This window comes from Vibrio litoralis DSM 17657, assembly GCF_000426765.1.
In the GTDB taxonomy this organism is placed as follows: Bacteria; Pseudomonadota; Gammaproteobacteria; order Enterobacterales; family Vibrionaceae; genus Vibrio; species Vibrio litoralis.
This window is the reverse complement of the sequence record NZ_KE384567.1, coordinates 427,500-446,675: the sequence shown is the minus strand read 5'-3', so window position 1 is coordinate 446,675 and position 19,176 is coordinate 427,500. Positions and strand designations below refer to the sequence as shown.

Genomic DNA, 19,176 nt, shown 5'->3' with positions numbered 1-19,176 from the left:
GAAAAATAATGTTTTTCGAGTCTAGAGCGCTGCGCTTTTTCGTTGCTAGAGCGCTTCGCTGCTCGATTTATTAGTTACTCGATTTACGTGCTTTGCTTTTCCGAGCTACGAGTAACGTTTTTAATGTTAATTGTCTGCATTTCAAAGCCAGCTTGTCGGTAGATTTTATACCTTTCTCGAGCTTGTTGCTTTGGTTTTTCTTCGCAAGGAACGAAGTCTACCACTTGTCTAAAGGTCTGAGCAAAAATTGTATTATCATTCGCCATATTGATGACTAATTGACGGTTGCGATGCGGCTTTACTTGGCTAAAGCCTATTTCAATTGGAGTTCCATATTGAGGACCTTCCCCAGATAAGTTATGCGATTGAAATTGTTCAGGTTCTTTTTGCCAAAAGGCTTCATCTACTGCTTCTGCTTGGCTTTTATCTTGTGCATTGACGTACACTTTTGCCCCTTGAGAAGCAAAATAGCTGGCTAAATACACCACATAGTCAATATGGCCACTAGCCGTATCTTGTAAGCTGTTTGGTTCAATGATGTAAAAAGTTGCAATAGCCATACGCGGATTTTATGTTCGTCAAAAATGAAAGGGGACCGTAAAGGTCCCCAATTTTATACTCTTTATTAGCCGAATATAAACGTATTTGAATGTGCTTATTCTTCGAATATTTGTGATCCTGATGCACGGTTCACTAAGAACTGTACCAACAATGGTACTGGTCGGCCGGTTGAGCCTTTTTGTGCGCCCGATTTCCAAGCTGTGCCTGCAATATCAAGATGCGCCCAATTGTATTTCTTGGTAAAGCGAGATAAGAAACAGCCAGCGGTAATGGTGCCACCCGGGCGACCACCGATGTTGGCCATATCAGCAAATGGGCTATTGAGTTGCTCTTGGTATTCATCAGCCATTGGTAGACGCCATGCGCGGTCACCGGCTTGCTCTGATGCGTTGACAATCTCATGCGACAGCGGATTATGGTTAGCAACTACTCCACTGATGTGATGACCTAGTGCAATAACACAAGCGCCGGTTAAGGTTGCAACATCAATTACGCAATCAGGATCGAAGCGCTCAACATAAGTCAGCGCATCACAAAGCACTAAACGACCTTCTGCATCGGTATTTAATACTTCAACCGTTTGGCCTGACATAGTAGTCAAGATATCACCAGGACGATAAGCGTTACTACCAGGCATATTTTCACAGCCGGCTAACACAGCAACCACGTTAATTGGTAAGTTAAGTTTCGCGAGAGCTTTCATGGTGCCAAAGACAGAGGCTGCGCCACACATGTCGTATTTCATTTCATCCATGGCTTCGCCTGGCTTTAATGAAATACCGCCTGAATCAAAAGTTAAACCTTTACCCACTAGCACAATCGGCTTCGCTTCAGGATCGGGGTTACCTTTATAGTTGATGATGGACATCATAGATTCATTACGCGAGCCGCGACCGACCGCTAGGTAAGAGTGCATGCCGAGTTTTTCCATCTCTTCTTCACCAATGATTTTGGTGGTGATGGTCTCGAAATCATCGGCTAGACGACGTGCTTGAGAAGCAAGATAAGCTGGGTTGGCAACATTTGGTGGCATATTACCAAGATCTTTCGATGCTTTAACACCTGATGAAACAGCTAAACCATGAGCAATCGCTTTTTCGCCTAGGTTAAGCTCGCGACGAGTCGGTACGTTAAACACTAATTTACGTAGAGGACGACGAGTTTCTGGTTTATTGCTCTTAAACTGATTAAAGGTGTAAAGGCTATCTTTTGTTGATTCAACTGCTTGGCGAACTTTCCAATAAGTATCACGACCTTTGACATGGAGCTCCGTTAAGAAGCATACTGCCTCCATTGAGCCAGTGTCGTTCAAAGTGCTGATGGTTTTTTGGATAATATCTTTGTATTGACGTTCACCTAGTTCACGTTCTTTACCACAGCCAACCAGTAGAACACGTTCAGATAACATACCCGGTACTTGGTGCAATAGCAGCATTTGGCCTGGTTTACCTTCGAGATCACCTCGACGTAATAATGAACTAATATAGCCGTCGCTGATTTTATCTAGTTGCTCGGCGACAGGAGAAAGGCGACGTGGCTCAAACACACCAACGACTATACAAGCGCTGCGTTGTTTTTCTGGGCTGCCACTTTTTACACTGAACTCCATGCGTACTCCTACATCCTAAAGACAAATAGAACTAAATGTTGGATAATGCTTATTCTTCGTTGCCATTGAGCAAACTGTTCTAGAATTAAGCGACACAAGATTTAGTTAGAAATAGTAAATCGAGTAACAATTAACTCGACATTTAAAGATTAATATAGTTAAAAAACATTAAAAATAATAGACTCATCGGAAAACTATAGTGATTCCGTCAAAAAAACAAGTTTTGTATAGGTAATGCTGCGTGATTATTGTTAGATATTTGATCCGCGAGACACTCAAAAGCCAGTTCGCCGTCTTCTTTGTGCTTTTTCTCGTGTTTTTGAGCCAAAAATTTATCAGTGTATTAGCTGATGCGTCTGATGGGGATATTCCCGCCAGCATGATTGTATCGATTGTTGGCCTTAATATGCCAGCAATGGGGCTATTAATGCTGCCATTGAGCTTATATGTTGGTATCTTACTGACTTTTGGCCGCCTGTACGCTGAAAGTGAAATCACGGTAATGAACGCTACCGGGATTGGTAATAAGTTTTTGGTGCATGCTGCTTTGTACCTTGCCGTTATCACTGGTGCTATTGCCGCATTTAACTCTTTATACCTTTCACCTTGGAGTCAGGAAAAGGTAACGCAATTGCTTGAGAAGGTAACAGCAACCAGTAGTATTGATTTGCTTAAAAAAGGCCAGTTTCAACCTGCACCAGATGGCAGCGCAGTGGTATTTGTTGATGATATTAAAGATAAAAAACTGACTAATGTATTTGTGGCTCAAGCACAACCAAGAGACTCGATTCGTCCAAGCGTAATGTTTGCTAACTCAGGTGTGGTGCAAGAATTTCCCGATGGCCGTCAAATGTTAACCCTGAAAGATGGTGTTCGTTATGAGGGCATTCCTAACTCTTTAGATTACCGTAATACCGATTATGACGAATACTCAGCGTTAATTGGTCAACGCGATGTACAAAAGAAAAAGCGTAAATGGGAAGCCATTCCAACCAAAGATCTTATCGGTATAAATGACTTAGAAGCAAAAGCTGAGTTGCAATGGCGATTGAGTTTAATTGTTTGTATCCCGTTGCTCACTTTAGTCGTGGTGCCTTTATCGGCGGTTAACCCAAGACAAGGGCGCTTTGCCAAACTAGGTCCTGCAGTATTGATTTATTTAGCTTACTTCTTAGCGATCAGTGCCATGAAATCGGCTATCGAAGATGGTAGTGTGCCGTCAGCATTGGGAATGTGGTCGATTAATGCTTGCTTGCTGATTGCCGGGATTATTCTCAATAGTTTAGATAGCTTATTTGTTCGTGGACTCAAAGATAAATTGAGAAGAAGGAAGTTGAGCCGTGTTTAAAATTCTTGATTGGTATATTGGCCGAACCATTATTGCCACGTCATCTTTGTGTCTCGCGACCTTGGTGGGTTTATCTGCCATCATTAAATATGTCGAGCAGTTACGTAAAGTAGGTCGTGGGACTTATGATTTAATGGAAGCTTTGTACTTTGTAGTATTAAGTATTCCTCGTGATATTGAAATGTTTTTCCCCATGGCTGCATTACTTGGCGCTTTGATTGGTTTAGGTATGCTAGCCGCCAGTTCTGAACTTGTGGTTATGCAGGCATCGGGTTTCTCTAAACTGAATATTGGTGTTTCAGTATTGAAAACCGCAGTGCCGTTGATGTTAATGGTGATGATCCTTGGTGAATGGGGCTCACCACAAGCACAAAAACTAGCGCGAGACTCTCGTGCCATGGCGATTGCGGGTGGTGATATTGTTTCAGTTCGAGATGGTGTTTGGGCGCGTGATGGTAATAACTTCATTTATATTGGTCGAGTAAATGGCGAAGATGAATTGAAGGGCGTGACTATCTGGCAGTTTGATCAAGAGAAAAAACTCAATGATATTCTGGTGTCTCAAACTGTTCGTTACGAAGACGATAATCGCTGGATGATGAAAGATGTTCAAATTACTAAGATGAAAGATGACGTTCAGATCAGTAAAGTGAAAGAGTCAAATTATGAATGGCAAACGACATTAACGCCGGACAAGCTCGCGGTAGTAACGGTTAAGCCTGAAGAGTTATCGTTAACCGGTTTATACAGCTACGTGACTTACTTGAGAGACTCAGAGCAAGATCCATCTCGCTATGAATTAGCCTTTTGGCGTAAGGCATTCCAACCATTATCGATTGCAGTGATGATGTTGATGGCACTATCGTTTGTCTTTGGTCCGCTGCGTAGTGTGACCATGGGGGCGAGAATTTTGTCGGGTGTTATTGCCGGCTTTACTTTCTACATTTCCAGTGAAGTCTTTGGCCCTATGAGCTTAGTATATGGCACACCACCGATAATAGGCGCACTCGCTCCGAGTGTGATCTTCTTAATGGTCGCCGTGATGCTGATGAGGCGAAAAGCCTAACAATGACACAGCCAAACTAAACAAGGGATGCCAAGTGCATCCCTTTTTAATGTTGTTCAAATATGAGTTTAAACTGCTTTTGGTAGGTGAACTACTTGGCATTTTGACCACATATCTTGCAGGGCTCTTTTTTCAGAATCAAATAATACGGTGATATTACCCAGCCCAAATAGAGATGTAGCGGCTCGAATTAAAGATTGAGAAAAACGGATATTGCTGCCATCTTTATTTTGCACTCTTAACTTCCAAGCTCGCATACCGAGAGTTTGTCCTTTCATCCAGAAGAAGCTTAAAAAGCCTATCCAAACAAACACCACATAACCATGAAACAAGATACTCCAAACAGGGTGGTGATTAAGTAAATCACTAACATCAAGATAAGAGCCGTAGTTGATGATTCCTTGAGATAAAAGGGCCTCCATGGTAGCAATCACAATACCTACCGCGATCATTTCCACCGCAATAATAATCAGAGCATCATAAAATATCGCCGCCAAACGACGTAAAAAACCAGCAGGCTTGGTGTGTACTTGAGAATTCATAAGCGATCTAATTTATAAAAGGTGTCAGCAGAATAGCCATTTGTATGAGACATTTAAAGTTGAAACTTGTATCTAACTAACATTAATGGTGAAAATATCAGCGATTAAACCATTTTGAAAATTTAACACTTGCGCCGATGCCTTCCATACGTATAATTCCAATCACTCCTTAGCGTTATAGGCTAATTGAGTGACAATTTGGCGGTGTGGTGAAATTGGTATACACGACGGATTCAAAATCCGTTGCCTTCGGGCGTGGCGGTTCAAGTCCGCCCACCGCTACCAGATTTAATGGCAGAGCCTCAGTTAACGCTGGGGCTTTGTTGTATCAGGATTTTATCTTTTTTGGTCGGAAGATTTTAGCTGGTGGAAAGAGTCAATTTGTTTTGTTTTCCCGTTTTTGCGGTTGCGTATTTGGCGTAATTTGGCGGAAAGGGGTATTTCATGGTTATCATTCAAACCCGTAAGGGTAAAAAAGCGTTTCTTACCGTGTTGAGTTTATGTGAGATAGGAAGCGTGTTTCTAAATCATTCAAGTTAAAAAAAGATGCTCAAAAGTTCGTAGCCAATATAATGGCTTACGAAAGTTTTGCGTACTCACTAACAAATCACACTCTTATTACTTGGAAGTTTTCTGATGCTGTTAAACAGTTTATTGATCAGGATAATGGCAAAGATACGAGCAAAATCCAACGGCTTAATTTTTGGCTAAATACCTTTAAGGACACACCAGTCGGAAAAATGACACGCCAACAAGTAAGAACTGAATTAAAAAAAACTATCTAAAGAAATAGCACCAGCGACACTAAACCGCTATAAAGCGGCTTTAAGCTCATTGTATCGCTTTCTATCTGATGAATGTTCTTTATGTCTTTATCATTGAACTGTTTTTTTTGTTAGGTATTAATTTATTACCCCTGAAATTAACAATATTACAAATATTATCTACCGTTTTTTATACTAGTAACAGCACTCTACGACTAATGTCTAACTATCTGAGACTTTTTGTTTTTTTTCGTTTGGTATAAGGTACTAACGACTGAACTTCAATTATGATTTTTAGTTGTAGGTTGATTTGTTATTTTTATTTAATAGTGATCTTAAAGATGTTTATAAAAATAACGACCATATTTATGGTTATTTAATATTCTTTTTTTTATGAATGGATTTCACTGGTTAATAATAATCTAAAGTATAAATAATATTAGTGTTGTCGGGTTGTTTTTAGAAGGGAATATATAGATGACTACTCTGCTAAATTTTCGTACCGTGAGTAAATAACGGTTGTTGGAATAAAACATCTTAGATATGTGAGCGAAAGGAATCAAAATGAGCAGTACTTTAGAGTCCGAACATATACGAACAGATAAGCCTCAAGCCAATGAGGATCAACTCACTTATGAACAGCAACATAAACCAAGGTCGGAATTTGATTCCCGAGAAGAATATTTAGAACACGAATTACAAATCATGGCGCCTAAACGCTGGCGTCCTAATTTGCCATTTAAAGATTATCGATTTGAGATAGAAGATACCATCCCAGCTATGGCGGCTACCATTGGCAAAGTTGTTATGGTGGGAGCCATTGCAGCAACTTTTGCCGGAGCTCTAGGATTAAATGAAAGTTTTATTTTAGAAAATGTTCGTTATGAATTACTCATAGCATCAGTTTTCATTATTATTTTCTCTGGTTTTTTATTGCCGACTGCTAATCTCGCGGGTACACATGGCCCACTAATTCCTTTAATTCCTATCGTTGTTGCAGCCGGCGGGCACCCGATGGCTTTTGGGTTGCTGATTGGCGCTTTTGGCTTAATCTTAGCCATCAGTAAAGGTGGCAGCATGTTGGCAAATCTCACTAGTAAAGGTGTGTGTGGGGGGTTATTGCTCTACCTTGGCTTTGTTGGAACCGCTTCTCAAGTTAAAAAGCTGTTCGCTTGGGCTGAGGCAATAGGTATGAGTCATATTGCTTTTGTCGTGATCTTTTGCACCATTATTTTATATGCTTTATTGGAACATTTTCGTAAACGTTGGCTAGCCGTTCCTCTTAGTTGCTTGCTGGGTGGTATTTTAGCTTTTGCAATGGGTGCCCCGTTTTCTTTCCAAACCGAGCCAGGTTTACCCAATATGAATCCTATGTATTGGTGGGGGGAAGATACCGGCTGGATGCTAGGTTTGCCTACGATTGAACATTTTATGGTGGTATTGCCCTTTGCTATTTTAGCAGTGGCTATGTGGTCGCCAGACTTTTTAGGCCATCAAGTATTTCAAAAGATCAGTTATCCAGAACGTACAGAAAAAGTACAAATGAATATTGACGATACCATGACCACGGCCTCAATCCGTCAAACGTTCGGCTCTTTGGTTGGTGGTACTAATTTTGCTTCCTCATGGGGGACCTATATCGTACCGGCCGCTATTGCTAAACGTCCAATCCCTGCTGGTGCTTTACTGACGGCTCTATTTTGTATTATAGCGGCTGTTTGGGGTTACCCAATGGATTTAGCTATATGGCAACCTGTTCTTTGTGTTGCGTTAATTGTTGGGGTATTTGTTCCATTGCTAGAAGCTGGAATGGAAATGACGCGTGAAGGGAAAACCACACAATCGGCAGCGATTGTTGTATTTTCTTCAGTGGTTGTTAATCCAGCATTTGGTTGGTCTCTCACCATGTTGTTAGATAATTTAGGCTTAGTAGGTTGTAAAGAACGTAGCGGTCAACTTAGTAAAATGAGCCGTTGGGTGTTGCCTGGAGCGATGTTTATTGTACTAAGTGGTGTAATGGCGCTGGTTGGGCTTTTACCAGGGATACCGGCAATTATCCCAAGTTTTCGTTAACCTTTGAATAGTAGCTCTTGAATGTTTGAGCATTTTTTTCAATTAATAAACGGCCATGATAATTACAACCATTAATCATCATCGATACTAACCATTTGATGCACAATAAAGCCAAATTCAATCTAAATTGAGCTTGGCTTTTTTATTGAGCGCATTATGAAAGCGTCTTATCGATTTAATTTCAGCTAAACTGAATGTATTAAAAACAAAAAAGGGATGAATATGAAGCAATTAAAAAATCAAACACTCCTTGCCTCGGTGTTAACGGATGGCAAAGGACAGCAAGTATTCAATCCATTTGATAATAGTTTGCTCGCCACTGTGCCGGTTTCTTGCCAGGCGAGAATTGAGCATGATGTTGCTGATATGGAAGCAGGGCAAAAAGCCTGGCAGAAAAAGCCGGTTGCTGAACGCTGTCAGCTCATGAAGAAATGGCATCAATTGATTTTACAAAATGAAGATGATCTTGCCATGTTGATCACTTTAGAAGGTGGTAAGCCATTAAAAGAAGCGTTAGGTGAGGTGCGTTACGGAGCCTCTTTTATTGAATGGTTTGCTGAAGAAGGGCGTCGCGCTTACGGTAATACCATTCCATCGGCGAGTAATGACAAAACCATTTTAACGGTAAAACAAGCGATTGGTGTGGCGGCAGCAATTACCCCTTGGAACTTCCCATTAGCCATGATCACCCGTAAAGCGGCGCCGGCACTGGCCGCTGGTTGTAGCTTTATCTGTAAACCGTCTGAATCAACGCCTCTGACGGCATTTGCGGTCACTGAGTTGGCATATCAAGCAGGCATCCCTAAAGACGTTCTACGCATGGTTGTGGGCGAAAATGCACATGATGTAGGGGAGGTGTTCACCTATCACCCTTCTGTTCGTAAGTTTTCGTTTACTGGATCGACTCTCGTGGGGCGTAAATTACAAATGCAGTGTGCTTCAACCATTAAACGTACCTCAATGGAACTCGGTGGCAATGCGCCATTTATCGTGTTCGATGATGCGGATATTGATAGTGCGGTTAAAGGGGCGATTGCCAGTAAGTTTCGCAATGCTGGGCAAACGTGCGTTTGTGCCAATCGTTTTTATGTGCAAGATGCGGCTTATGATGAATTTATTGAAAAACTGGTGGCGGAAGTCGATAAACTTAAAGTCGGTAACGGGCTTGATGAGTCAACCGATATTGGTCCGCTTATCTCAAAAGAGGCGAAGCAAAGAGTTTCTGATTTGATTGAAGAAGCGAAAGGTCGCGGAGCAAGACAAATAAATAAAGAGCAATCACTAAAAGGCAACTTTATAGCGCCAACTGTGTTGGTGGATGTTGAGCACGATAGACCATTAGTTCAAGGTGAGATCTTTGGCCCAGTATTACCGATCATTCGTTTTTCTGAAGAAGATAAAATGATTGCGATGGCCAATGATACTATCTACGGCTTAGCCGCTTATTTTTATAGTCAAGATATGAACCGCATTTGGCGTGTCGCGCATAATCTCGAGTACGGTATGGTAGGAGTCAATGAAGGCATTATTTCGACGGAAGTTGCGCCGTTTGGTGGTATGAAACAATCGGGTAATGGTCGAGAAGGGGCCAAAGAAGGTTTGGAAGAATACCTAGAGACGAAATACGTGTGTATTGGTGGGTTAGATCGATAATGAAGCAGGGTAAAGGTTTCTAGTTCCTAGTTTCTAGGAAGAGCGCTACTTCTCCTCGGCTCCTGAGAGTAGCGTCTCCGCCCCCTGTTCTCGTTTTTAGTTTTCCGAGTTTCGGAGTTCTATAAACGAAAAAAAACCTCATCAGATGATGAGGTTTTTTTAAAGTGGCTCCCCTTGCAAGACTTGAACTTGCGACATACGGATTAACAGTCCGCCGTTCTACCAACTGAACTAAAGGGGAATTATTCTTTTTTCATCTCTAGTGGTTAAGCTAGAAAATGGTGCCGACTACCGGAATCGAACTGGTGACCTACTGATTACAAGTCAGTTGCTCTACCTACTGAGCTAAGTCGGCGCACTGTATTTATTGCTTCTAATTATCTGAATGCTTGATTCAAACAATTTAAATTGGCTCCCCTTGCAAGACTTGAACTTGCGACATACGGATTAACAGTCCGCCGTTCTACCAACTGAACTAAAGGGGAATTATTCTTTTTTCATTTCTAGTGGTTAAGCTAGAAAAATGGTGCCGACTACCGGAATCGAACTGGTGACCTACTGATTACAAGTCAGTTGCTCTACCTACTGAGCTAAGTCGGCGCACTGTATTTATTGCTTCTAATTATCTGAATGCTTGATTCAAACAATTTAAATTGGCTCCCCTTGCAAGAATCGAACTGGTGACCTACTGATTACAAGTCAGTTGCTCTACCTACTGAGCTAAGTCGGCACACTGTATTTTTCAATTTGACGTCTACTTTATCAAGACACCAAGCTATAAATAGTGGTGCCCGGAGGCGGAATCGAACCACCGACACGAGGATTTTCAATCCTCTGCTCTACCGACTGAGCTATCCGGGCGACGGGGGGTATTAAACGGTTTTTCGTGACTAACGTCAACAGTAAAATATAAAAAAATGTTCGTTTGAGTAATTTATAGTCGCCATTGCGTGTTTCTCCACACAATAGGACGTTTTTTTCTCAAATTTTGCGGTTTATTTGTGGGTGATTACTGACGTGAAAGCGAATGAGAATAAGAGTAGCTTGGGTATAAGTTTAACTTGAGTTCAATTCATCGTGCTGAATGCCGAAAATATAAGCTAAGTGAGTCATTATCATCGAATACATGATAGCTCGAATACATAATAGAAAGGAGAGGTAGCGATTAAACTATCTCTCCTTTTTTCGTTACAGCTTATCTGATGGAATTAAATATTATATTTGGGTCCACGGTCCACCAGAGGTTGGTTCATCACCTTGTGTCCACCACTGTGCTTTATAAGAAGCGCCTTGGTAGTTTACCGTATCACCGGATGTATAGACTTTATCGGCTTGCCATTCAGAATTATCACTTGCGGCCGCTTGCCAAGCACTTGAGGTGTCTGGTTGGTCACCTTGAGTCCACCATTTAGCGGTATAGCTCACGCCGTTGTATAGCACGACATCACCGCTATTGTAGGCGATTGCACTATCCCAAGTAGTTTCTCCATTGTTATTACCGTCACCTTCTAACGGAGTTACGGTAATGGATATGGTTGATTGGCTGGTGGTGATAGGATCACCAACCGAAACCACTATGCTTTCATTGAGACTAGTCGTAGTTTCAGGTGCTTGATAATTGACGGTAATGCTAGTGTCACTTTGAGTGATGATATTACCTTTATCGACACTGAATATCAGTGGATCATTGTCACCATCGGTTGCTGAAACCTCAAATACAAGGCTTTCTCCGCTTTGCACGCTTAAATCGCTTGGAGCGGTAATAACCGGAGCTTGATTGCCCGTTTTGATTTCTAGCTGATAACTGTAATTTGAGTTGGTGAGATAAACCAAGTTGCTATACAAGTCTTGGCTTTGGTACTGAATAGTTTGTGAAGCTGAGTCTTTTAGACCAATTTGCACCGTTTGTGGGTATTTCTGATTCACGGCTGTTGCTAAGGATTCTGCCCAGACAGTTTCCGCATCATTATCAATTGCGAATTTTTCAAATACGATCTCTTGGCCGTTTTCATCAAAGATACGTAGCCAAGCAGTATCACCAGCATTTGCATCAATGGTTGAAGCTAGGTAGTTACCGCTACTGATCCATTTATCGAGTGGGTTATTAGGGTCGGTTCCATCATCGTTGCCGGTAAATGAAACGTCACTACAGTTATAAAAACCTTCCCCTGCCGGATCTTGACGCTGCCAGCGGGTATATAAAATGGCATCACCAGTACGATCCGTTGGCAATGTAATTTCCATTTGATAGTACTTTTTGCCATTAAGATCAACAGTTGCCAAGTTGCCAAATTCCGCGATTAAATCTAAATCACTCCAAGCCAGTGGCATGGTTGCAGAATCATAACTTGGCTTGGTTAAGTAAACCTTCCAAAAGCTTGGGTTATGCGGCGTATTGGCACGGTATTGCAAAGTGACTTTACCATTGTTGGTTAAATCAAGTTTAGTCTTTTGCCAATCAGGTGAAGGGAGGTCGATACCATGTTTAGCTTTATCGCCCGCAGAGCATAATTCTCCATTAGGAATCGTTGCTTCAACGGCAGCTTGGTCATTGTAATTAGAAACTAAAGTGGAAAACTCTGGCTTTTGCACAAATGGCGTCCAGCCTGATTCTAAAAACGCGGCACGACAAGCAGCGTTGGGAATAGTACTACCATCTGTTGAATCCCAGTAGCCGCCATCCATATCACAGATCTGTTGTCTTGCTGGTGGGTAGTCTAGGTAACCATGCGCTTGTAAATGAGTTGATAGTAAAGTTAAGCCAATGACGCTCGTGGATAAGCATAATTTGCTTCGAAAAAGTGAATAATTCATACGCACCTCCATTTGTTATTGAATGGCATGGAGTGTGGTGGGGGATAAGGAAAAGACAGAATAGAAAATTGTTAGTTTGAACACTCTCTCGAAGAAATTTATTTTCAGTTTCACTTGTCGAAGTAAAATTGAATAGTGGCTTTGAAAGTGAAGCTAATTGACATAAAGATTACATAGATTGGAAAAAGTTAGCTAAGTAGAGAAAATGTGGTGGGGCGAAGCTATGGTAAAGGATGGGTAAAGGATGTTATTGAAGGCGAAAAAAAACCTCATCAGATGATGAGGTTTTTTAAAGTGGCTCCCCTTGCAAGACTTGAACTTGCGACATACGGATTAACAGTCCGCCGTTCTACCAACTGAACTAAAGGGGAATTATTCTTTTAACACTAATTGATGCAATCAGTCGTTAACTAAATAATGGTGCCTCGAGGCGGAATCGAACCACCGACACGAGGATTTTCAATCCTCTGCTCTACCGACTGAGCTATCGAGGCAATAAATGGTGCCGACTACCGGAATCGAACTGGTGACCTACTGATTACAAGTCAGTTGCTCTACCTACTGAGCTAAGTCGGCACACTATATTTATTGCTTGTCCGTGTATGTAACCATGACACCAACAATTTAATTGTGGTGCCCGGAGGCGGAATCGAACCACCGACACGAGGATTTTCAATCCTCTGCTCTACCGACTGAGCTATCCGGGCAACGGAGCGCTATTAAACGGATTTTCTGCTTCACCGTCAACTTGTTTTTGTAAAAAACTCGAAAAAAAGGTTTGTTTGCTGCCAATTTAAGCAAAAAAGTGTGATTTGCTGTTTTTTAATACAAATGTTACTTCATCGAATGAAATTCTTTTTGATAAGCCGTTACTTTTTCTAGGTAACGACGTGACTCGGCATTCGGGTGTTTTTTGGTCAGCGCCCAATAAACTTGACTGGTTTGTAAGCTGTTAATGTCATTGATGGCACTGGTTTTACCGCCGCCAAAGGTGTTAAACACGCCACCTGAACCACCGTTATACGCTGAAATCATGCTGTATTGCAGCGAAGTTGAATTTCGTATGCCCTTCAAGTAACGATTCTTTAAAATATAAAAGTAGGCAGTCCCAGTATCGATATTGTTGGCTGGGTTATACAAATATTTCGGCGTTGGCATACCCGATTTACCTTTCACGAGGTTAAACACATCGTGACCGGCTGTCTTAGGCACCACTTGCATTAAGCCATAAGCATTTGCCCAGCTCACTGCGTAAGGGTTGAAGCTACTTTCTGTTTTGATGATGGCATAGATAAGATCTTCAGGGATGCCATATTGTTTTGAAGCCTTACGTACGATATCGGCATATTGGTAACTACGTAATTTGGAATGGTTTTGCACCATAGGGATGGTGACATAATAAGATTTTTTAAAATCAACGGTACGAGTTTTGAGTTTGTTTTTTATAAGATAATCAGCAAATTGACTCGCACGCCAAGACCATTGAATCGATTGACCATTTTGGTCAACGACTTGATCGGATAAGAAAGGTTTACCGCCCATCGCGATCTCTTTGGATGAGAATAAGTCGACATTCGCCGGGTTATTTGGCGTTAATAGGGTAGTCACAATCGCTTGCTTTAAGTGCCCAGTAGGATCGGTCGAGGCAATGGTTTCTACTGTGACAGTACCATTATCAAAGTCGATGTCGGCTCGGTTTAAGTAGCCATCGGTATATTTAACGTAGGTTTTAGCACCCGCCATCTTGATATTATCTTGTCCCCATTTGTTGGCAACTTGGCCGGAGAACTGATTCATCAAACTATCTAAAGCGGCGGTATCTTTAGCAAATTGCCCAGGAAGAGGCGCTAGGTTTTTAGCAAAACGATTGGTAGGGGTGTAATCGACATCATAAATACTTTCGATAAATTCTCGACTACAGCCAGAAAGAGCGAAAAAGGTGATGAGTAAGAGCCAAAGTTTTTTATTCATGTCGAGTTCGAATTTGCTTAAAAACAAAACAGGCATTGCTTTCGATTTCCCAAAACGGGAAGAGCAATGCCTGCTACAAAAGTTGGTTGCATTATACCCAAATAACGCTCACCTTGAAGCTATTTGGGTATATATCCGATTATTCACTCGGTGGGGTATAACCATCAATAATGATGTCTTTTCCTTCAAATAAGAAATTAACCATTTCAGTTTCTAGTAGTTTACGGTGCTCTGGATCCATCATGTTTAACTTTTTCTCATTGATCAGCATGGTTTGTTTATGCTGCCATTGGCCCCAAGCTTCTTTGCTGATGTTATCGAAAATACGCTTACCGAGTTCACCAGGGTAAAGTTGGAAATCTAAGCCTTCCGCTTCTTTCTTTAAGAAAACACAGTTTACAGTACGGCTCATAGGAGCTCCTTGAGAGATTGAATTAATCGTTAAGTTCGTAAGGCAAGCTATGCAGCAGTTGTTTAACTGGTGCGGCGAGCCCGACTTCTTTCGGTTGAGATAAGTTATACCAAAGACCTTGCTGACCTTCCATCACCAAGCTTGGTTGTTTATTTAATTTTACTAAGATTGGCGTGATATCTAAGTGATAATGGCTAAAAGTATGACGAAAGGCCGTTAATGTACTTTTCTGGCTTATCATCGTATCCGTAATAGCTTTACTATCTAGCAAATCTTCAATGGTTTGATTTGAATGTTGAGGGAAACAAAATAACCCTCCCCAAATGCCGCTTTGCGGACGCTGTTCTAGCCAAACCTGATTGCCGTGATAAAGCATCACAAACCAAGTTTCTTTTATCGGCTTGTCTTTTTTCGGTTTTTTACCCGGAAAATCAAGTTGGCGGTGTTGGGCTTTGGCTTGGCAGAATTGCTCGATTGGGCATAAATCGCATTTAGGTTTACTGCGAGTACAGACTATTGCGCCCATATCCATCATGGCTTGATTGTACTTATCGACATCATGCTTCGGCGTATGTTGTTCCGCTATTTGCCATAATTGGTTTTCAACGTTTTTTTGTCCCGGCCAGCCTTCTACGGCAAAACAACGCGCTAAAGTACGTTTAACATTACCGTCTAATATGGCGTGAGGTTGCTTATAAACCGAAGACAAAATTGCCGCTGCGGTAGAACGGCCAATCCCCGGTAGAGCATTCATTTGTTCTATATCGGTTGGGAACTCACCTTGGTAGTCTTGTTCGACAATTTGCGCCGCTTTGTGCAGGTTACGAGCACGGGCGTAATATCCTAGTCCTGTCCAAAGGTGGAGCACTTCATCTTGATGCGCTTTGGCTAAATCTGTCACGCTAGGAAAGCGCTCAAGGAAGCGTTCAAAATAAGGAATAACCGTGGTGACTTGGGTTTGTTGTAACATGATTTCTGATAACCAAACCTTATAGGCGGTTTTATTTTGCTGCCAAGGCAAGCTTTTACGGCCAAAGTTTTCATACCAATTTAAAATGGAATCAGAAAATGTGCTCACTGGTTACTCTTTATTTGAATTTTAATTGGCGTTGATTCCACCATAGCTATACAGTTTAGTAAACCATGTAAATTAAATGGCTATTTTAGGAAGTAGTAGTAAAGCGATGAGAAAGTCGATTAATTCGACGATAAAAGCTTGCACCTTGAGCGTATCTTTGGATAATTCTCACCCTAATTTTGAATAGCCAACACTATTTTAAAACCGATAATTATTTTCAATCGCTAAGCCTCAGGCTTGGCATAATCTTCAGGCGAAACCATGACAGAAGTAACAACCAACGAAGTAAATGAAGAAGGCAAAATTGTTCGCAGAATTCGCAGTTTTGTTCGCCGTGAAGGGCGCTTAACCAAAGGCCAAGAAAAAGCGATTGAAGAATGCTGGCCAACCATGGGCATTGAGTTTGCTCAACAGCGCCTAGATTGGAAAGAGGTATTTGGTAACGATAATCCAGTCGTTCTGGAAATTGGCTTTGGTATGGGCGCGTCATTAGTTGAAATGGCGAAGAACGCACCAGAGAAAAACTTTATCGGTATTGAAGTGCATAGCCCAGGTGTGGGAGCTTGTTTAGCGTCAGCGCAAGAAGCTGGCGTAACTAACTTACGTGTAATGTGTCACGATGCGGTTGAAGTGTTCGAGCACATGATCCCAGACAATAGCTTGATTACGTTACAACTATTTTTCCCAGACCCTTGGCACAAAAAACGTCACCACAAACGTCGTATTGTGCAACTAGGGTTTGCCGAAATGGTTCGTCAGAAGCTAATTGTTGGTGAAGGCATTTTCCACATGGCAACTGACTGGGAAAACTACGCTGAGCATATGATTGAAGTGATGAATGAAGCGCCGGGCTTTGAAAATATTGCCACTGATGGTGATTTTATTCCTCGTCCGGATGAGCGTCCATTAACCAAGTTTGAAGCTCGTGGCCACCGTTTAGGTCACGGAGTATGGGATATTAAGTTCCGTCGTAACGCTTAATGGAACTTAACTTTAGACCTTTGGGTCTACAGGATTAACCTTGTTAAAGCCAGTAGCAGATGCCGCTGGCTTTTTTGTCTATGAGCATTTTCCTAAATAGGAGTTGTCATGCCACAAGCAACCACTGAATTATTGAATGATATTTTAGAGCAAGTTCGCCCATTAATTGGTCAGGGTAAAGTGGCGAATTACATTCCCGCTTTAGCGTGTGTACCGAATAATAAATTGGCTATCGCGGTTTATACCAACGATGGCAAAGTGGTGAAAGCTGGGGATGCTGATGAGCCGTTTTCGATTCAGTCGATTTCGAAAGTCTTAAGTTTAACGCTTGCAATGGGCTTATATGAATCCGAAGAAATTTGGCGTCGAGTAGGTAAAGAGCCCTCTGGCCAAGCCTTTAACTCAATGATTCAGTTGGAAGTGGAACAAGGGATCCCGCGTAACCCTTTTATTAATGCAGGGGCGATTGTGGTGGCAGATATGCTGCAATCTCGTTTGTCGGCACCTCGTCAGCGTTTATTAGAGTTTGCTCGTCAACTTTCCGGCGATACGCATATTGTGTATGACAAAGTGGTGGCAGCCTCTGAAATGCAGCATAGCGACCGTAATGCTGCCATTGCCTACTTGATGCGTTCATTTGGTAATTTTGAAAATGATGTGATCCCCGTTTTAAATAACTACTTCCATGCTTGCGCATTGAAAATGAGCTGTGTCGATTTAGCCAAAACCTTTAGTTATCTCGCCAATAAAGGACAATCGGTACACACCAAAAAACAAATCGTCGCACCCAATCAAACCAAGCGTTTAAATGCCTTATTAGCGACTTGTGGGCTTTATGATGGCGCAGGTGAGTTTGCATTCCGTGTTGGCATGCCGGGGAAATCTGGTGTCGGTGGCGGTATTGTGGCAGTCATTCCCGGTGAAATGAGCATTGCAGTATGGTCTCCAGAATTAGATAAATCAGGTAACTCATTAGCAGGGACTGCGGCGCTGGAGATATTATCGACGGAGTTAGGGCGGTCGATATTCTAAAGAGCCTTACGTCAATCGGAGTCTCGTTACTCGTCGCTCGATAGGGCCTTCAAGCGACGAGAAGCAAAGCGCTCGAGAAACGAGATTCGTTTTTTATTCTTCTTCTACAAACAACGCCACCAAGTCATTAAAAAACAATTTACCTTTTTGAGTAATGTGCCAATGACTTTCCGTTTCGGTTAGATACTCTTGGTCTATTGCCGTTTGGATTTGCGCTTCAATCACGGTAAGCGTCAGTCCTGTACGCTCTACAAATTCAGCTTTTGGGCAAGCTTCAATTAAGCGGAAGCGATTCATAAAGTATTCAAATAGGCGATCTTCGGCTTCGACTAAGGTTTCGGTATCTAGGTAGCTTTTGACTAGGTTTTGGTAAGCCGCTAAATAGCCTCTAGGGTGCTTGACCTTAGTTGTGCGAACGATTCGTCCATCTGAAAAGCTTAACTTGCCATGAGACCCGCAGCCTATGCCTAGGTAATCACCAAAGTGCCAATAGTTAAGATTATGGCGACATTGATAACCAGGTTTGCTGTAGCCTGATATCTCATATTGTACGTAACCAGCATCGGTTAATCGCTGGTGGCCTTGTTCGAAAATATCCCACAAATCGTCATCATCCGGCAGAATCGGCGGTTTAGAATAGAACAAGGTATTGGGCTCAATGGTTAATTGATACCAAGATAAGTGATAAGGATTCAGTTCAATCGCTTTATCTAAATCGGCTAGTGCTTGTTGTTGGGTTTGATTCGGTAAGCCGTGCATCAAGTCTAAGTTGAAACTGTTTAAACCAATCTTATGCGCCAGATGAGCGGCATTAATCGCTTCTTGCTGGCCATGAATTCGGCCTAGAGCTTGCAGTTTTTCTTCTTCAAAGCTTTGCACTCCGATAGAAATGCGATTAATCCCTTGGGTTTGAAATTGAGCAAAACGCTCAGCTTCAATGGTACCTGGGTTGGCTTCCATGGTGATTTCAATATTGTCTTCAAATGGCAGCAGTGCTTCGATGCCTTGCAATAAGCGGCCAATTTCTGACGGCGAAATTAAGCTTGGCGTACCGCCACCAATAAATATTGAATGCAGTAATCTAGGAGCATCAGCTAACTGATATTTTTCAATGTCGGTTTTAAGGTCTTCTAACAAGGCATCAATATATTGAGTTTCTGGGATCTCACCTTTTTGAGCATGCGAGTTGAAATCACAATACGGGCACTTTTGAACACACCATGGAATGTGCACATATAAACTTAATGGTGGCGGAGTAATTGAATTCATGTC

The 19,176-nt window shown here is 41.9% G+C and carries 14 protein-coding genes and 10 tRNA genes; 7 read left to right on the top strand and 17 right to left on the bottom strand.

From position 1 onward, the window contains the following. Nucleotides 1–83: 83 nt before the first annotated feature. Nucleotides 84–560, bottom strand: a complete 477-nt coding sequence (locus K358_RS0115730) for a DNA polymerase III subunit chi (protein ID WP_027697709.1) — start codon at nucleotides 558–560, stop codon at nucleotides 84–86. Nucleotides 561–655: 95 nt separating this feature from the next. Further along, nucleotides 656–2,170, bottom strand: coding sequence for a leucyl aminopeptidase (pepA, locus tag K358_RS0115725; protein WP_027697708.1), 1,515 nt, complete (start codon nucleotides 2,168–2,170; stop codon nucleotides 656–658). A gap of 241 nt (nucleotides 2,171–2,411) precedes the next feature. Here pepA and lptF point away from each other — a divergent pair, with 241 nt between their 5' ends. Then, complete coding sequence (gene lptF / locus K358_RS0115720) at nucleotides 2,412–3,518, top strand: LPS export ABC transporter permease LptF (RefSeq protein ID WP_027697707.1); 1,107 nt, start codon at nucleotides 2,412–2,414, stop codon at nucleotides 3,516–3,518. After that, on the top strand, nucleotides 3,511–4,584 hold the full coding sequence (gene lptG / locus K358_RS0115715; RefSeq protein WP_027697706.1) for an LPS export ABC transporter permease LptG: 1,074 nt from the start codon (nucleotides 3,511–3,513) through the stop codon (nucleotides 4,582–4,584). The genes lptF and lptG overlap by 8 nt, the downstream gene beginning before the upstream one ends. A 68-nt stretch (nucleotides 4,585–4,652) precedes the next feature. Here the strand turns inward: lptG and K358_RS0115710 are convergent, their stop codons facing one another. Continuing rightward, nucleotides 4,653–5,126, bottom strand: coding sequence for an RDD family protein (locus K358_RS0115710; RefSeq protein ID WP_027697705.1), 474 nt, complete (start codon nucleotides 5,124–5,126; stop codon nucleotides 4,653–4,655). Between the two features lie 200 nt (nucleotides 5,127–5,326). On the opposite strand from K358_RS0115710, the gene K358_RS0115705 reads away from it, so the two are divergent. From K358_RS0115705 to K358_RS0115690, 3 genes are all read left to right on the top strand, one after another. Further along, nucleotides 5,327–5,411, top strand: a tRNA-Leu gene (locus K358_RS0115705). 1,043 nt (nucleotides 5,412–6,454) lie between these two features. After that, nucleotides 6,455–7,963 (top strand): DUF3360 domain-containing protein, encoded by a 1,509-nt coding sequence (locus K358_RS0115695; protein WP_027697703.1) that lies wholly within the window; start codon nucleotides 6,455–6,457, stop codon nucleotides 7,961–7,963. 222 nt (nucleotides 7,964–8,185) lie between these two features. Further along, a complete protein-coding gene (locus K358_RS0115690; protein WP_027697702.1) occupies nucleotides 8,186–9,616 on the top strand; it encodes an NAD-dependent succinate-semialdehyde dehydrogenase in 1,431 nt (476 codons plus the stop codon). Between the two features lie 165 nt (nucleotides 9,617–9,781). Here K358_RS0115690 and K358_RS0115685 read toward each other — a convergent pair. The 13 genes from K358_RS0115685 to mutY all read right to left on the bottom strand — a co-directional run bounded on the left by K358_RS0115685 (nucleotide 9,782) and on the right by mutY (nucleotide 15,891). Beyond that, nucleotides 9,782–9,857, bottom strand: a tRNA-Asn gene (locus tag K358_RS0115685). Nucleotides 9,858–9,895: 38 nt separating this feature from the next. Further along, nucleotides 9,896–9,971: transfer RNA gene (locus tag K358_RS0115680), tRNA-Thr, on the bottom strand. A gap of 54 nt (nucleotides 9,972–10,025) precedes the next feature. Continuing rightward, nucleotides 10,026–10,101: transfer RNA gene (locus K358_RS0115675), tRNA-Asn, on the bottom strand. Between the two features lie 39 nt (nucleotides 10,102–10,140). Next, a tRNA-Thr gene (locus K358_RS0115670) sits at nucleotides 10,141–10,216 on the bottom strand. A gap of 185 nt (nucleotides 10,217–10,401) precedes the next feature. Beyond that, nucleotides 10,402–10,477: transfer RNA gene (locus K358_RS0115660), tRNA-Phe, on the bottom strand. Nucleotides 10,478–10,831: 354 nt separating this feature from the next. Further along, the gene (locus K358_RS0115655; RefSeq protein ID WP_027697701.1) at nucleotides 10,832–12,430 is read right to left on the bottom strand and encodes a lytic polysaccharide monooxygenase; all 1,599 of its coding nucleotides are present in this window, start codon (nucleotides 12,428–12,430) and stop codon (nucleotides 10,832–10,834) included. A gap of 295 nt (nucleotides 12,431–12,725) precedes the next feature. Further along, nucleotides 12,726–12,801 (bottom strand) — tRNA-Asn (locus tag K358_RS0115650). A 47-nt stretch (nucleotides 12,802–12,848) separates the two neighbouring features. After that, nucleotides 12,849–12,924 (bottom strand) — tRNA-Phe (locus K358_RS0115645). 6 nt (nucleotides 12,925–12,930) lie between these two features. Next, a tRNA-Thr gene (locus K358_RS0115640) sits at nucleotides 12,931–13,006 on the bottom strand. Nucleotides 13,007–13,061: 55 nt separating this feature from the next. After that, a tRNA-Phe gene (locus K358_RS0115635) sits at nucleotides 13,062–13,137 on the bottom strand. Between the two features lie 127 nt (nucleotides 13,138–13,264). After that, the gene (gene mltC / locus K358_RS0115630; protein WP_038150332.1) at nucleotides 13,265–14,401 is read right to left on the bottom strand and encodes a membrane-bound lytic murein transglycosylase MltC; all 1,137 of its coding nucleotides are present in this window, start codon (nucleotides 14,399–14,401) and stop codon (nucleotides 13,265–13,267) included. Between the two features lie 139 nt (nucleotides 14,402–14,540). Further along, entirely contained in the window at nucleotides 14,541–14,813 is a 273-nt protein-coding gene (locus K358_RS0115625) for an oxidative damage protection protein (RefSeq protein WP_027697699.1), read from the bottom strand. A 22-nt stretch (nucleotides 14,814–14,835) separates the two neighbouring features. After that, nucleotides 14,836–15,891: an A/G-specific adenine glycosylase gene (gene mutY / locus K358_RS0115620; RefSeq protein ID WP_027697698.1), complete on the bottom strand. Its 1,056-nt coding sequence runs from the start codon at nucleotides 15,889–15,891 to the stop codon at nucleotides 14,836–14,838. Nucleotides 15,892–16,152: 261 nt separating this feature from the next. On the opposite strand from mutY, the gene trmB reads away from it, so the two are divergent. Together trmB and glsB are read left to right on the top strand one after the other, a co-directional pair. Further along, nucleotides 16,153–16,872, top strand: a complete 720-nt coding sequence (trmB, locus tag K358_RS0115615) for a tRNA (guanosine(46)-N7)-methyltransferase TrmB (protein WP_027697697.1) — start codon at nucleotides 16,153–16,155, stop codon at nucleotides 16,870–16,872. A 108-nt stretch (nucleotides 16,873–16,980) separates the two neighbouring features. Then, the gene (gene glsB, locus K358_RS0115610; protein ID WP_027697696.1) at nucleotides 16,981–17,904 is read left to right on the top strand and encodes a glutaminase B; all 924 of its coding nucleotides are present in this window, start codon (nucleotides 16,981–16,983) and stop codon (nucleotides 17,902–17,904) included. A 93-nt stretch (nucleotides 17,905–17,997) separates the two neighbouring features. Here glsB and hemW read toward each other — a convergent pair whose 3' ends face one another. Beyond that, on the bottom strand, nucleotides 17,998–19,173 hold the full coding sequence (gene hemW / locus K358_RS0115605) for a radical SAM family heme chaperone HemW (protein ID WP_027697695.1): 1,176 nt from the start codon (nucleotides 19,171–19,173) through the stop codon (nucleotides 17,998–18,000). Nucleotides 19,174–19,176: the final 3 nt, after the last annotated feature.

What these genes read in the sequence shown, in the direction of transcription:
- K358_RS0115730 (WP_027697709.1), bottom strand. Translation starts at nt 560, where the DNA reads ATGGCTATTGCAACTTTTTACATCATTGAACCAAACAGCTTACAAGAT.
- pepA (WP_027697708.1), bottom strand. Translation starts at nt 2,170, where the DNA reads ATGGAGTTCAGTGTAAAAAGTGGCAGCCCAGAAAAACAACGCAGCGCT.
- K358_RS0115710 (WP_027697705.1), bottom strand. Translation starts at nt 5,126, where the DNA reads ATGAATTCTCAAGTACACACCAAGCCTGCTGGTTTTTTACGTCGTTTG.
- K358_RS0115695 (WP_027697703.1), top strand. Translation starts at nt 6,455, where the DNA reads ATGAGCAGTACTTTAGAGTCCGAACATATACGAACAGATAAGCCTCAA.
- K358_RS0115690 (WP_027697702.1), top strand. Translation starts at nt 8,186, where the DNA reads ATGAAGCAATTAAAAAATCAAACACTCCTTGCCTCGGTGTTAACGGAT.
- K358_RS0115655 (WP_027697701.1), bottom strand. Translation starts at nt 12,430, where the DNA reads ATGAATTATTCACTTTTTCGAAGCAAATTATGCTTATCCACGAGCGTC.
- mltC (WP_038150332.1), bottom strand. Translation starts at nt 14,401, where the DNA reads ATGAATAAAAAACTTTGGCTCTTACTCATCACCTTTTTCGCTCTTTCT.
- K358_RS0115625 (WP_027697699.1), bottom strand. Translation starts at nt 14,813, where the DNA reads ATGAGCCGTACTGTAAACTGTGTTTTCTTAAAGAAAGAAGCGGAAGGC.
- trmB (WP_027697697.1), top strand. Translation starts at nt 16,153, where the DNA reads ATGACAGAAGTAACAACCAACGAAGTAAATGAAGAAGGCAAAATTGTT.
- glsB (WP_027697696.1), top strand. Translation starts at nt 16,981, where the DNA reads ATGCCACAAGCAACCACTGAATTATTGAATGATATTTTAGAGCAAGTT.
- hemW (WP_027697695.1), bottom strand. Translation starts at nt 19,173, where the DNA reads ATGAATTCAATTACTCCGCCACCATTAAGTTTATATGTGCACATTCCA.